The following is a 13,703-nucleotide window of genomic DNA, read 5'->3' as shown; positions in this document are numbered from 1 at the left end:
AATGGATGACACCAGCCTAGCTGGCGGTGCTCGGATCCTTGATGATGCGGCGCAGCAGCGGGAAAAGAGCATCCTCGCATTCCTTGCGTTTGAAGCGCAGCTGACGCTTCACCAGCGGATTGCCAAACATGCGGTGGCTGTCCTGCACACGTCCTTCGAGAATGTCCAACCACGTCGCGTTTGACGCATCCAGAGCAGCCGCAAGGCTTTGATCCAAAACCGGCATGCGCAGCACCAGATCCTGCGGGCGGATGATTTCATCCAGCAAATCGGATGAAACGGGGCCGTCTTTCAGACTGACAACCACAATGGAGGGAGCTTCACCAAAGATGGCCGAACGCCACTGTTTGATGGCAGGCAGAGTGGCGGCCTTCGCTGTCACCGGATGAATCGGCAGCCAGTGCAGTCCGTCATCTTCACGCAGACTCTGGATGATTTCAGGGTTCAGATCACGACCCAAAATGTCCTGGCAGCTCGCCGGCAGATCCGCCAGGACAAGTTTCCCATCCATCGCTGTTTCCACGATGCGACGCATCGAGTCGATGTTGTCGATGGGCATGGATTCAATCTTGTTGGGTGAAATTTTCTGAAAATCTCGGTTCCCCAGAGCATCGCAGTCGAACATGGCCACGTCATCACGCGTCTCAAAGTTGGCAAGTTCGTAAATAAGGCGGGCAATGGTGCTCTTGCCGGTGCCTCCGCTGCCAGCGGTGATCAGGATCATCTTCATAGGGTGTTGCGGTAGCTTATCGAGTGATTGGTTAAAAGGAAAAATGGAAGATGATTTCATACTTTCTTCCACCAGAGGAGTTTGCGACTCCGTTTCACGAGGAGAAGGTGACAATATCGGTACGCGCGGCGCTGTCCGCGTGGCCGGCTCGGTGGGTGCAGGCCGCGGGCTGACGGTTCGCCCCACCCGCTGAAAAGCATTCCCCAGATAACAAAAGAATTGCCCCGGTAGCTCCCGATTGCCAACGGACTCCATATTGTAGCCAGACAGGCTGAACGTACCGTCCTGCAGCGTCTGCCAAAGACGGCTAAGCTGCTCTTCAACATCTCCCCGCAGATCCGAAAAGGGTTTGCCAGGCTCCACCGCCTCCCGGATGACCACCGGAGACCGGCCCAGCGTCAAACAGTCCGCTGCAGACTCCAACGCCACCGTGAACTCCGCCAGACTGTCGAGGCGGATGTCCAGCATCTTGGAGTCATTCGCACTTTCCCTCAGTCCGGGAAGGCGAAGCAGAATATGCTCAGGATCCAGCGCCAGCCCCAGTACCGGCACGGCAGCCGCTTGCTCACGCAGGCGATTGTGCAGCATCAATACTTCGATCTCGGTCAGCCGGTGCCGATGAGCCAGCAGGCGGGAAAGCCGAACGGAAATCACAGGCATCCGCGATCCCTCTGTGCGTCCATAAACATGCGGGGTGGTCCTCTGAAACGGCAGCAAAGGATGCCAGCGCTCATTGGCAAAGAGCTGCGACATCATGTTGGAGCCCCTCAGGCCCCGCGTCACGGCGGCGGTCGCCATCAGCATCAAACCTTTGATCTGCCCCAGCGTCAGCAGCGTGCTTCCCGTTGCCTGCCACTCTCGCAGGTGCGTCAGCAATGAAGACGGCACTTTGGCCGCCACGGACGCACTGATGGGCTCTGTCGGATGGCCCTTGATCAGGATCGCGCAGACCTGCATCACTCTCGAAGCAATCTCCGCACGCCCCAAGGGCCGCGACTCAAAACGATCCACAAACAACTGCAAAAAGTCCTGCTGCCACAACCCCACCCGGCAGTTCAGCGGATCCACAAAAGAAACCGCCTCAGGCAGGAACGACTCCAAGGCCTCTAGCTCCGACGCAAGCCGCCACACCAGCACACAGGCGATCCCAATCGGCAGCGGCCCCACCCGGCTGCAATACTGCCTCACAACCTCTCCAGGTGCCGTACCGAGCATGACATTCGTCTGCGTCCCCTCATTGAGAATGTCCAGCACCCGCGGCAGTGACGGAAAATACGCCCCCAGCATGGAAGAGAGCCAGATTGTTTCCGCCCGCATGAACGTCTGCCTCACCAGCCACGGCCCCCCCTCTGGGCTGAATTCTTCATGCCCAGATTGTGTGCTTGGGGTTGGTACGGATTTCGATTTGATCGGAAGAGCAGTTTTCACGATCAAGGATCGGAGCTGTGACATTACAAAAGGGCGAAGTTGGATTTCAAATTCTAAGCAGACGTTGTTCCATTACACGAATAAGATTAATCAGAAGAAGAAAGTTCTGTAACAAATTATGCGGGAAAATCTTGTAAACCCAGTCAATGCCCGGGATTTCAGCTTTCAGACCTTCCGACGCTCCAGGTTTCAATTCAGACGTGAGTAGTCCAACTCACACTCTCAACTCCGAAATCCGGTGCATGACTTCATCCGCCAGAGCCTGATACAGCTCCTTGCCAGATTCCGCGTAGCTTTTCAAATCAGGCTGCCACAGGTCGCCGACGACAAGCGTGATCTTGGCAGGCCGCAGGGTCTTGGCACCTCGCGGATAAGCCTCATAGGTGCCAAACAGGCGAACAGGCAGCACCGGAGCTTTGCTTTTGGCGATGAAAAGCCCCACACCCGCTTCGGCAGATTGTGGCACCCCGTCGTAACTGCGGGTGCCTTCAGGAAACATGATCACTTTGTTCCCATCACGCAGCAATCGAATGATGTTCTTGAGCGAAGCCGTATCCGGTTTGTCACGATCAACCGCCAGCACCTGCCAGCTCCTCAAAATCTTAGCCGCAATCGGATGATCAAACAGCGTTTTCCGCGCGAAGGAGTAAACCATCTCATCAAAGGCGATTCCCACCAGCGGAGGATCGAGAAAACTGACGTGGTTGCACGCAATGATCGCAGGACCCGAGAACTTCAGTTTTTCCGCTCCGACCACGCGATAATCAAACAACCCATGCGCGAGTTCGCGAAAGACTCGATGACCAAACCAGTAGGAGAAGTTCATTGTCCGTTCTCGGTTAAGAAAGCTGCAGCACCGCGATCACCTGATCAACCGCCTGGTCGAGAGTAATGTGGGAATTATCGATGATGATCGCTCCTGCAGGGATGACAAGCGGACTGTTCTTGCGCTGTTTGTCAATGCGATCCCGCTCGGCAATCTGATCCGAAAGCCCCTGCGCACCACGCCGGCTGGCGCGAACCTCCTCGCTGGCATCAATGTAAATTTTGTGCGGACTGTCCGGAAAAACCACCGAGCCAATATCGCGCCCTTCCATGACCAGCGGACCATCGGCGGCCAGCGCACGCTGATAGGCCACCAGCCGGTCACGCACTTCATCGACGCGCGCAATGAATGACACCGCGCGGTTGACGGGATCACTGTTGAGTTCGGCATCCGTAAGCGTCCGCCCGGAAATGCAGACCTGCGTTTTGCCGTCCACCACGGGCGATTCGATCACAATGCCAGCCGCTGCAGCACGCACGGCATCAGCATCCTGCGGGTCCACCCCGGTCTGTAGCACCGCCCACGTCATGGCCCGGTACATGTTGCCCGTGTTGACATATGTGCGCCCCAGCCGCTGGGCGACAAGTCGCGCAATGCTGCTCTTGCCGGAGGCCGCAGGCCCATCAATCGTGATCACGGAATGCGCCACGCTCATGATTTGTCACGATTCATTTTATCCACCATCGGCTGAGGGATGGCGGACATGACAGGAATCGGGCGCGCACCATCGTCCCCGTTCAGAAAGAGATCGAGATGGCGCTCAAAGCCTGGATAGGACGTCGAAATGCACTCCGTGCCCTCAAGCGTGGTGGTGCCCTCAGCAAACATGCCCGCAACCAGGAAGGCCATGGCAATTCGATGGTCACCATAGCAAGGCAGCGTGGCGCCCTGCAGTTGGGCTCCGCCTTCGATTTCCATCCCATCCGGATGCTCAGTAACAGTGACACCCATCAGGCGCAAATTCGAAGCCACAGCAGCGATGCGGTCCGTCTCTTTCACTCGCAGTTCGGAGGCGTCACGGATCAGCGTCTTGCCACGGGCCAGCGCAGCCGCCACTGCCAGAATGGGCAGTTCGTCGATGACGTTGGGTATTTCCGCCCCACCGATCACCGTGGCATTCAAATCGCCACCGCGTACCGTGATGTTCCCACGCGGCTCGCCTTCGGAATGCGTTTCCGAACTGGTGACCAGAGCACCCATGCGCAAAAGAACATTGATGACGCCTGTACGTGTTGGATTGAGCCCGACATTGTTGAGCGTGATCTGAGCCCCCGGCGTGGCCGCAGCGGCCACCATCCAAAATGCCGCACTGGAAATATCTCCTGGCACAACAATGTCATTGGCCTGCGGTTCCTGACCGCCATAGACACTCACGCAGTCGTCTTCACGCAGCCATTTGATGCCAAAGTGCGTGAACAGTCGCTCAGTGTGATTGCGGGTTGCCACCGGCTCCACCACCGTCGTCTTGCCAGATGCGTAGAGCCCGGCCAGCAGAATGGCGCTTTTCACTTGGGCGCTGGCCACAGGCAGCTTGTAGTAAATCGATTTCAAGGGAGCCCCGGTAATCGTGAGCGGAGCACAGATTTTCTCACCCTGCCCGGTGATCATCGCGCCCATCTGGCCGAGAGGATCAGCGACGCGTTTCATCGGACGCTTGGAAAGGGAGGCATCGCCAAACAGCTCGGTCTTGAATTCCTGCCCGGCGAGAATGCCTGAAAGCAGGCGGATCGTGGTGCCGGAATTACCGCAATCGACAGGCTTGTCCGGTGCCTTCAATTTCATGCCGTTGCCGGTGATGGCCAGTTTGACGAGGCCAACTCCCTCCACCTCCTCCAGCGGCTCCATCGTGGCGCCCAGCGCCTGCATGGCATGCACAGTGCAGAGACAGTCCTCGCTGGGCAGGAAGCCATCAATGATGGTCGTGCCCTTCGCGAGTCCGGCAAACATGGCGGAACGGTGGGAGATGCTTTTGTCACCGGGGACGGTGATTTCGGCGGGAATGCTTTTGAGTTTCTTCGACTTGAGGCTGGCCATGATCTTCAGACCGCCGGAAGGAGGTCGCGCAGGGCTTTGGCCTGGGCGAGAAATCGGCGGAGGGCTACTTCGTCCATGCTCTGGAGCATTTCAAGAAGCTCTCGCATGACAGATGAGGCATCTTGCAGGGCTGCCATCACCTCCGTGCGGTTTTGCATCAGAATGCCCGCCCACATGTCCGGATCACCTCCAGCGACACGCGTGGTGTCACGAAAACCACCTGCGGAGCTGTCTAGCACCCGGGTATCCTGACTCAAGGCCGCCAGCGTCGTCAGCACCGCCATGCTGTGCGGCAGGTGTGAAATGCGCGCAACACAGTGGTCATGCTGCTGCGGCGTCATTTCCTGAATGCGACAGCCCAGCTTGACCCAAAAAGTGCGCAATCTGCCCAGATGCTCCGGCTTGGTGTGCACTGTCGGCGTCAAAATGCAGGCCGCTTGGTGAAACAGATCCCCCCGTGCGTTCGCCAGCCCGGTGCGCTGGGAGCCTGCCATGGGGTGGCTGCCCAGAAAGGCCGCTTTGGTTTGCATGAAAATCGCCTCCAAGTCCGCCACCACTCCGCCCTTCACACTGCCGACGTCCGTCACGATCAAGTCATCCGACAATTCACATCTGGCGATCTGCTGTGCAATGGCCGGCATGTACTGGATCGGCATGCACAGAACGGCGATGGAAGCCCCCCGAATGACCTCCTGAATATCTTTGCTGGCGATCACCCCGGGAAGCGCTTGCCGGACCTCCTCCACAGCATCGTCACGTCTGGCCCAGACACGGACTTCCAGACCAGGCATGCGCTGCTGGATCGTTTTGGCCAGTGATCCGCCTAGCAGACCGGGACTGAAGATGGCAATGGAACGTTCGACGGACACAAAAAGGATGGAAACGGGACAAATCCGAAGGGCCGCAGACACGGCTCAGTAAAACCTCGGCAGGATCGACCCCGCTCCCGCTCCTAAGTCAGGAGAGGAAGCGGGCGGCGCAGAAGATCAGGGCACACGGAAAATTTTGCCCGTGTAGGGGCAGCGCGCCTTTTGACCGGACTGGAAGTCACGCACGTCAATGGCCTGTCCATTCGGGTCAAACGGGCTTTTCACAAAGCCCGGCTTGCCGGTGATACGAGTGGCGAAGGGTATCTCCGCAGGAGCTGGAGCCGCAGGAGTCGGTGTGCTGCCGGGAGGTGTCACTGACACAGGTGGTGGTGCCGTCGTATTTCCGGTCGTTGGCGGAGGCGTGACATTGTCACCCGTCACAGGAGCGTTGGGGTCAGGGGTCTGAACCGCCGCTGCATTGGGATTGGTCAGGTCCACCCCGTCAAAATACTGCGTCTGCTCCTGCGGCACTCCATAGCGGGGCGGGACATCCAAAGAACGCCCACGTCCTCCGCGCCCGCCGGGAGGCGGCGGCGGATTCGGGCCATAGCATGCGGTGAAGCTGGTGGCGGTCACGATCAGCAAAGATGCCTGCAGGAGTCGTTTCATGGCGTGTTGGATGGAAGGAAAGACAGGATCAGGCATTCACGCGCATGGGCATCAGCACATACAGGAAATTCGTGCCACTGCGCAGCACCCCGGGACTGATTTCATCGATCAGGTGCAGATGCACTTCATCCGCGCTCAGATTGCGCAGCGGGGCCATCGCGAATTCTGGATTGAAGGCGATGGTGATAGGGACGCCCTTGTAATTGATGGCCACCGTTTCACGTGCTTCGCCGACATCCGGAGAAGTCGCCACGATTTCCACGCTTCCGGGCGTGAAGATGAATTTGATCGAGTTCGATTTTTCGGTGACCAGCAGGGACACGCGTGAGATGGCCCGGAGAAAGGCTTCCCTCTCCAGCGGAATACGTTCCTTCGATTCACCAGGAATGACCTGACGGTAGTTCGGGTAGTTCCCGTCGATGAGTTTGCTGACCAGCAGGCTCTCGCCCAGATCAAAGCCAACCTGTGAACCGGTGACACGAATGGCCACCTCGCCCGAATCTCCCAGCAACCGGGAAAGCTCGTTCACAGCCTTCGTGGGCACAATGATGTCGATCTCCTGGCTTTGGGGGAATTCCAGTTCCTGCTCCACCATGGCCAGTCGGCGGCCGTCCGTGGCGACCATCGTCAGGGCGTTGTCCTTGAAGGCGAAGAGAATGCCATTGAGCACATAGCGCGTTTCGTCCGTGGAGATGGCGTAGCTGGTCTTGCGCAGGCAGTCGCGCAGCACCTGCTGCTCGATGCGGAACTCACGCGCGTCATCAAAACGGGGCAGCGCGGGGAATTCCTCGCTGGTCAGGCCCAGCACTTTGAAATAACTCGGGCCACTGCGAATGGAGGCAACGTTTTTCTCATCAACTTTGACTTCGATTTCTTCCGCAGGCAATTCGCGAACGATGGTGGCAAGACGGCGCGCTGGAAGTGTGGTGGCCCCTGGCTCATCGACTTCGCAGGGAACCGAACAAGTCACGCCAACATCCAGGTCGGTGGTCGTGAGTTCAAGCCTTCCATCCTTCGCCTTGAGCAGCACATTGGATAGAATGGCGAGTGTGGTACGCGAACTGACCACATGCTGAACCTGGTTGATGGCGTCCAGGAAGGATTCTTTGCTGATGGTAAACTTCATATAAAATGCCTGCTGTGGGTCGATTTGTTAACAAACCCAGATGAAACGGCAAGGATATTGAGCGGAAAAATCCGGGTGTCTAACTGCAATCTGAGTTCCTTCACTTTCGTGGTGCGTTTCATTTTCATGGTGAAGTGGATATTCAGACCTGTTTCACCATGCCAAACTGCTTGGGGCGGTGCAATCCAAACTACGAGTCGCTTTTAAGGCTCGTCAATCCTCTGTTTGCATTCCAGAGCCGTCGGGTCTCAAACTTTGGAATTGGCTGACTTCGGTTCAATTGATCACCAGCAGTTCAACTGCACGGGATTTGGTGGAGCATAGCGGGTTCGAACCGCTGACCTCCTGCATGCCATGCAGGCGCTCTACCAACTGAGCTAATGCCCCGGAAATTAAAAAAAACCGGCTCCCCTGATTTGGGGAGCCGGAGACTAGCAAAGAGCTCTGTTTTGACAAGTGCTATTTCTTCTTCTTCGCATCACCAGCTTTGGTGGGAGCGGAATCCTGCACGGTTGGGGCTGCCGGAGCTGCGCCTGCCTGTGGCTTCGGAAGCTTTTCAAAGATCTTCTTCGCTTCGGCGATTTCTTCAGGCTTCATCTTGCCTTCGAGCTGCTTGATCACGTTGGCGGTGACGTCCATGTCAGCCTTGTTGCCGCTCTTTTTGGCGACTTCATCAGCCTGATTGGCATAAGCCCAGGCACGGGGAAGTTCAGGAGTGCCGGGAACCACACCGACTGCATACAGGTTGGCGAGGCGAAGCATGGCCAGGGCCACACCCTGCTGGGCTGCATCGGCATAGAGGCCCGCGGCCACCATGCGGCTCTGACGCACGCCTGCACCCTGTTCATAGAGGATGCCAAGAGCAATCTGCGCAGGGGCGAAGCCCATGTCTGCTGCACGCTGGTACCAGCCTGCGGCTGCCACCACGTCCTGAGCAACACCGGTTCCGTTGGCATAGAGGCCGGCAAGACGGTTCATGGCCTGGGCGATGCCAGCCGTGGAAGCCTTCATGAGGAAGGTGAATGCCTTGGCAGGATCTTTGTCCACCACAGTGCCGGTTTCATAATACACGCCGACGTTGTAGAAGGCTTCGGCAAGGTTGTTCTGGGCAGCCAGACGATAGAGGTCGAGGGCGCTCTTTGGATTTGGCTGGATCAGGATGTTGTCCTTGTCGTCACGCTTGCCTTTAGGGTCCTTGATGATGCCGGTTTCGAAAGCATTGCCGAGGCGGAAGAGAGCCTGGGGGTCGTTGCCATTGGCGGCCTTGGTGTAGTAGTCGAAAGCCTTGGTCACGTCCTGCTTCACATCAGCGCCATCAGGGCCGACACCGTTTTCGTAGATCTGACCCAGAATGCGGTTGGCAGCAGCAAGGCCTTTGCCGGCGGCTTCTTCAAACATCTTCAGTGCGGCAGTCACATCCTTCTGCACCAGCTTCGGGCTTTCCTTCGTGTCAGGGTCGCCATTCAGAAGACGGGCACCATAGGTGCTCAGGGCAACGGCGCTGCCCTGCTTGCCGGCTTCGATGAGGTATTCGAGCGCCTTCTTCTGGTCCTGGGGAATTCCTTCCACTCCGGCGGAGTAGATCTGTGCCAGACCGAGAGTGGCTTCGCCGTCACCTGCCTTCTCACCTTTTTCCAGAAGCTCCTTGGCTTTTGCCGGGCTCTTCTCCACCACCACAAGACCTTTTTCACCTTCGGTGACACCTTGCAGATGAAGCTGGGCCAGCATGCGACGGGAAACTTTGTTGTCAGCAGCTTCAGCTTCCTTGATCAGCTTGATCGCTTCCTTCACGGCATCCGGATTCTGCGCACCAGCCTGCATCAGCACCTGGGCGAGTTCGGATTTGGCGAGGATCTGTCCTTTGTCGGCAGCCTTGCGGAACAGAGCGGCGACTTCGTTGATGTTCGCACCGCTGAGCACTCCCCAATGGGCAAGAGCATAGACGGCGTCCTTGTCATCCTTCTGTGCCAGTTCGCGCACTTTCGCGACGGCGTCATTGAAGGACTTGTTGACATCTGGGCCGGCGCCAGGATTCGCCTGAACTTTGTCCTGGTCAGCCTTGAGGGCTGTGAGGATGTCCGTGAACTCTTTCGAAGCTCCGGGCATTTCGGCAGTGTCGATGCCTGCGACCGCGACCAGAGCCGCGAGTTTAAGTTTGAGTGCTGTAAGTAACATAGGTGGTTGTGATTTGGAGGGGCGTTTGACCCGGTAGATCCGGAGGTGTTCAGTTTTCGACACGACCAAAGACACATCAAGCTTTTGATGAAAGTATATTATTAGGTCGCACAAATTCTCACACACAAAATTCTGAGGGGGTGCCGTTGACGCGGTTTTTTCAAAACACCCGAAATCGCCCCAAAAGACGCCAAATCCGACGGCATCACGAATGAGCACGCCATTGACGCAAATCCGCAGCCCTCCATCCTGATCGTCCTCCATGGCCGAAAATTCCACTCCCAATACGACAGCAGAAACACCTCCAAACGGTGCTGCTGAGCCTGCCAAAAAGCGGGAGAATTTCAAAAAACGCAACGAAGTCCCCACCGCAGAGGAGCTCCTCGCCTCCTTCAATCGCGCCCTCCCCTTCAGCGACGAGGCCGAAAAAGGCGTGCTCTCCTGCCTCCTGCAGGATCCCCTCGAACGCCTCAGTGACTGCCGCGTCAATCTCCCTGCTCTGGCCTTTTATCACGACGCCAATCGCACCATCTACGAAAAGCTGCTGGAGTTTTACGACAAAAACCTCCCCATCGATCCCGTCACGCTCACTCATGCGCTGCGTGAGCAAAACCTCCTCGACAAGGTCGGTGGGGCAGCCGCCATCTCGGAACTGTTCGCCTTCGTTCCGATCCCCTCGCACTTCCCTTATTATAAGAAGATCGTCCTCGATAAGCACATCCTGCGGGAGCTTATCCACGCCAGCTCGCTGAACATCCATCACGCCTACGAGCACGGCAAAGAGCAGATGGACGAGAACATCGACACGCTCATCGACCATGCCGAACAACGCGTGCTCGCCGTGCGTGAATCCGTCGGTGCCAAGGAGGGCATCAAGACCCTCTCCACCCACGTCATGGACGCCATCGACAGCATCCAGTACATGCTGGAGCACCCCGGCCAGCTGCGTGGTCTGTCCACCGGTTACAGCAAGCTCGACGCCATGAGCTCCGGCCTGCAGGGCGGTGAAATGTTCGTCATCGCCGCCCGTCCTTCCATGGGTAAAACCTCCCTCGCGATGAACATCGTCGAGCACATCGCCGTGGACTGCAACACCCCCTGCGTGGTCTTCAGTTTGGAAATGAGCGCCACCATGCTCGTTCGTCGTCTCCTCGTCTCCCGCGCACGCCTCAGCATGCAGGACCTCTCTCGTGGTCTGCTCTCCCGCGCTCAGCAGGACGCTCTCGCCAAGGCCACGCGTGATTTGCAGAAAGCTCAGATCTTCATCGATGAAACGCCCGGTCTCGACATCATGGAGATGCGCGCCAAATCACGCCGCCTCAAAAAGCAGCACGGCATCCAGATGATCATGATCGATTATCTTCAGCTCGTCACCTCCCAGAGCCGCCGCGCCAAGGACAACCGTCAGATCGAAATCGCCGAAATCTCCGCCGGTATCAAGGGCCTCGCCAAAGAACTGAACGTCCCCATCATCGTCCTCGCCCAGCTCAACCGCGCCGTCGAATCCCGCAAAGGCCAGCGTCCCGTGCTCTCCGACTTGCGTGAGTCGGGCTCCATCGAACAGGACGCCGACATGGTCGGTCTCCTCACCCGCTCCGACTACGCCGGTGCCAAAATGGAAGTCGAAGACGAGGAGGCCGAAGAAAAGAAAAAAGGCGAAGCCATGCTCATCCTCGCCAAAAACCGCAACGGCCCCACCGACGACGTCCTCCTCCGCTTCATCGACCACGCCATGCGCTTCGTCGAGCGCAGCGAAGAAGCCGAGTCGCCTTAACAAGCAAGTCCCCAGAGCCAGAGCCTTGAGCGCTCCTCAACCTGACGCCATCCAGCATCCAGCTTGGCGTTTGAGACAGTTCGAAAGACTGCCCCGCAGGGGTGAACCTGCAGGGAGCAGGTGAATCAACAGCCGTGCGGATTTTAATTTTCCAGATGGATTGGCACAGCCAATGCCATTGGTTGGCTCGTGCGTTCATTTATTTTATCATTTAAGTCGCTTGAGCAGCAACCACAGCAGGCCAAAAACCGCCACGATCAACACGCCGAGCCAAGAGCTGATTCCTTGATCGGAGTGTTTGGGCTGCTCCACGGGTTGATTGGCAGCACCCGCTACAGGGGTGTGTTGAACACTTGCTATCGCAGTCGATGGTTTGACCTCTGATGCATTACCTTCACCCGTTACTGGGATCAATCCACCCTGCTTGCTCTCTGAGTTTGGGTCTCCTTCTGAGATGCCCCACTTCTTTCTCACGGCAACTTCGAGCTTGTCAGCCAGAGATTTCCGACGCTCGGGACTTGAGATCACATTATACTTAATGGGTGTGTCAGGAAGGTATTGGCTGACCATGGGAAGTATAAATAGCGCCGTCCTGCCCTGCTCGTTGTGCATTTTCGCAAAATTCCCGTCGGGCCATTTCCTGTAATGCCGAAGTTCCATCACCATGAGTTGTCCCTTCAAATAAGAGTCCTCCATATTCTGCCTAATCTCTGAAAGGAGTGAATGCACAGTGCTTGAATCATAGCATGCTAAAATGACGTCAGTTCGCCGGGATTTGAGCGCCGCTTCAACGACTTTCCCCGCCGAAGCATAGTCCGTCACAGCGACAGCGCTGATGATCTTCCGTACCTCGTCGATCGGCATGGACGTGAAATCGGGAGCTGAGTACAATCGAGTGGGCGAAGCACAGAGCAAAGCAAACAAAGTGACGATTATAGTTGAAGTGCGCATATCCTGGTGGCGGTAAAATTAAGGTTTAGGGGGGTGAAACTGGGCTTGATCCATCGTTTATCCAAGACTTGATTTCGGACTTGATTTCGGACTTGAATTTGGCGTGATGGTGCCATTCACCCTTTTGACCCTCCTCACCCTCACTGAGGTTCGATATCCGAAACCAAAACTGTCCTGCGGTGCGCTTGTTATCCCACAACTGAATGCGGGCAAACTCACGAAAGTCGTATTTGTATTCCAACTTCATCCCGTCCTTTGTCACCCAATCGTACGCGGCTGCAATAGTCGGGCTGTCAACCGATGTGAGTTCGCCCACCTCATGTTGCAGATCATCTGAAGCATTGGGCCTCACATGATAGGGGTCGTCATTTTCATCTGTCCCACCTGCATACCTCGGGTCATCATTTCCTTGGTAGTCCAAGGCTGGAAACGGGACTGGTATGGTAGGAGTCGCAACGTCCTGGCCGACACATACTGAAGGGGGCCACACTGACTTGAGTGCGTCTTTTGGAATCCGATCCGTATTGGTGATCGTGACCTGCGCTTGCCGTGAAACGTCCCACTTGCTGGCTGCGGTGTCACCACTGACTACCGGTATTGGCTGAGTTGTGTTTTCAGGATCATAATTGTAGTCAGTGAAACAATGCGTGTTTGAACCTGGGGGGGGGTGCTGAGCAGCAGCAGCACCCGTTAAATCAGGAATGTCAGCAGTAAGGTCGGTTATTGATTTAGGCTGAATCTGAAAGACGAATCGCTTCTGTTTGCCAACTTCTTGGACGATAGTCCATGTCGCATATATTTCCGAACCATCTTGGACAGGCTCAAACTGTGTGTCTCCCTGCTCCTGCTTGACCGTCGCCCACACGACCCAGACATGCATTTCCGAAAGGATGGCGCCGTCGGTGTTGCGCTTGAGTTGGACGATGGTTCGTCCGGGGTTGGCTCTGCTAACCATAAACTGGCAAGGATCTTCCGGGTCAGCCTCTCCACCTGCCCCGACGCCCGACCAAGAATATTTCCCCAAAAAATCTTGCACCGATATTTCAGACGCCCCGTTGTAAGCCCTGAGCTGCACATGAGTCTGAGGCAGTTCTGTTGTCAACTTGGGAGTGACAAAATGCAGGATGTTGCTGGCAAACTGAGGTGGACCCCGTTCTTCGGCCAGGATTGCGTGAAGTTAA

The 13,703-nt window shown here is 56.7% G+C and carries 11 protein-coding genes and 1 tRNA gene; 1 reads left to right on the top strand and 11 read right to left on the bottom strand.

Translation table 11 applies throughout. From position 1 onward, the window contains the following. Positions 1 to 16 precede the first annotated feature (16 nt). The 9 genes from WAW39_RS18390 to WAW39_RS18350 form a co-directional block, all read right to left on the bottom strand. A complete protein-coding gene (locus WAW39_RS18390; RefSeq protein ID WP_422320648.1) occupies positions 17 to 2,047 on the bottom strand; it encodes a hypothetical protein in 2,031 nt (676 codons plus the stop codon). Between the two features lie 325 nt (positions 2,048 to 2,372). After that, positions 2,373 to 2,984, bottom strand: a complete 612-nt coding sequence (locus WAW39_RS18385; RefSeq protein ID WP_422320647.1) for a lysophospholipid acyltransferase family protein — start codon at positions 2,982 to 2,984, stop codon at positions 2,373 to 2,375. Positions 2,985 to 2,997: 13 nt separating this feature from the next. Next, positions 2,998 to 3,621 (bottom strand): (d)CMP kinase, encoded by a 624-nt coding sequence (gene cmk / locus WAW39_RS18380; protein ID WP_422320646.1) that lies wholly within the window; start codon positions 3,619 to 3,621, stop codon positions 2,998 to 3,000. Between the two features lie 14 nt (positions 3,622 to 3,635). Beyond that, complete coding sequence (aroA, locus tag WAW39_RS18375) at positions 3,636 to 5,018, bottom strand: 3-phosphoshikimate 1-carboxyvinyltransferase (RefSeq protein WP_422320645.1); 1,383 nt, start codon at positions 5,016 to 5,018, stop codon at positions 3,636 to 3,638. A 5-nt stretch (positions 5,019 to 5,023) separates the two neighbouring features. Next, positions 5,024 to 5,887 carry a prephenate dehydrogenase gene (locus WAW39_RS18370; RefSeq protein WP_422320644.1) on the bottom strand — a complete coding sequence of 288 codons (864 nt, stop codon included), beginning with the start codon at positions 5,885 to 5,887 and terminating at the stop codon, positions 5,024 to 5,026. A 117-nt stretch (positions 5,888 to 6,004) separates the two neighbouring features. Continuing rightward, positions 6,005 to 6,496, bottom strand: coding sequence for a hypothetical protein (locus WAW39_RS18365; protein WP_422320643.1), 492 nt, complete (start codon positions 6,494 to 6,496; stop codon positions 6,005 to 6,007). Between the two features lie 28 nt (positions 6,497 to 6,524). After that, a complete protein-coding gene (gene dnaN / locus WAW39_RS18360) occupies positions 6,525 to 7,622 on the bottom strand; it encodes a DNA polymerase III subunit beta (protein WP_422320642.1) in 1,098 nt (365 codons plus the stop codon). A 311-nt stretch (positions 7,623 to 7,933) separates the two neighbouring features. Next, positions 7,934 to 8,009: transfer RNA gene (locus WAW39_RS18355), tRNA-Ala, on the bottom strand. Positions 8,010 to 8,081: 72 nt separating this feature from the next. Further along, complete coding sequence (locus WAW39_RS18350) at positions 8,082 to 9,797, bottom strand: tetratricopeptide repeat protein (protein WP_422320641.1); 1,716 nt, start codon at positions 9,795 to 9,797, stop codon at positions 8,082 to 8,084. A 262-nt stretch (positions 9,798 to 10,059) separates the two neighbouring features. Between WAW39_RS18350 and dnaB the strand changes: the two genes are divergently transcribed. Further along, complete coding sequence (dnaB, locus tag WAW39_RS18345; RefSeq protein ID WP_422320640.1) at positions 10,060 to 11,571, top strand: replicative DNA helicase; 1,512 nt, start codon at positions 10,060 to 10,062, stop codon at positions 11,569 to 11,571. Positions 11,572 to 11,778: 207 nt separating this feature from the next. Here the strand turns inward: dnaB and WAW39_RS18340 are convergent, their stop codons facing one another. Both WAW39_RS18340 and WAW39_RS18335 read right to left on the bottom strand, forming a co-directional pair. Continuing rightward, entirely contained in the window at positions 11,779 to 12,435 is a 657-nt protein-coding gene (locus WAW39_RS18340; RefSeq protein ID WP_422320639.1) for a hypothetical protein, read from the bottom strand. A 112-nt stretch (positions 12,436 to 12,547) separates the two neighbouring features. After that, the gene (locus tag WAW39_RS18335) at positions 12,548 to 13,624 is read right to left on the bottom strand and encodes a hypothetical protein (protein ID WP_422320638.1); all 1,077 of its coding nucleotides are present in this window, start codon (positions 13,622 to 13,624) and stop codon (positions 12,548 to 12,550) included. Positions 13,625 to 13,703: the final 79 nt, after the last annotated feature.

It is taken from the genome of Prosthecobacter sp. (assembly GCF_049294395.1).
GTDB lineage: Bacteria > Verrucomicrobiota > Verrucomicrobiia > Verrucomicrobiales > Verrucomicrobiaceae > Prosthecobacter.
Note: the sequence above shows the minus strand (reverse complement) of the source record. Positions and strands in the feature narration are given on the sequence as shown.

Bases quoted from the DNA above. Each gene is read 5' to 3' on its own strand.
- WAW39_RS18390 (WP_422320648.1), bottom strand. From the start codon at position 2,047: ATGCGGGCGGAAACAATCTGGCTCTCTTCCATGCTGGGGGCGTATTTT.
- WAW39_RS18385 (WP_422320647.1), bottom strand. From the start codon at position 2,984: ATGAACTTCTCCTACTGGTTTGGTCATCGAGTCTTTCGCGAACTCGCG.
- aroA (WP_422320645.1), bottom strand. From the start codon at position 5,018: ATGGCCAGCCTCAAGTCGAAGAAACTCAAAAGCATTCCCGCCGAAATC.
- WAW39_RS18365 (WP_422320643.1), bottom strand. From the start codon at position 6,496: ATGAAACGACTCCTGCAGGCATCTTTGCTGATCGTGACCGCCACCAGC.
- dnaN (WP_422320642.1), bottom strand. From the start codon at position 7,622: ATGAAGTTTACCATCAGCAAAGAATCCTTCCTGGACGCCATCAACCAG.
- WAW39_RS18350 (WP_422320641.1), bottom strand. From the start codon at position 9,797: ATGTTACTTACAGCACTCAAACTTAAACTCGCGGCTCTGGTCGCGGTC.
- dnaB (WP_422320640.1), top strand. From the start codon at position 10,060: ATGGCCGAAAATTCCACTCCCAATACGACAGCAGAAACACCTCCAAAC.
- WAW39_RS18340 (WP_422320639.1), bottom strand. From the start codon at position 12,435: ATGCCGATCGACGAGGTACGGAAGATCATCAGCGCTGTCGCTGTGACG.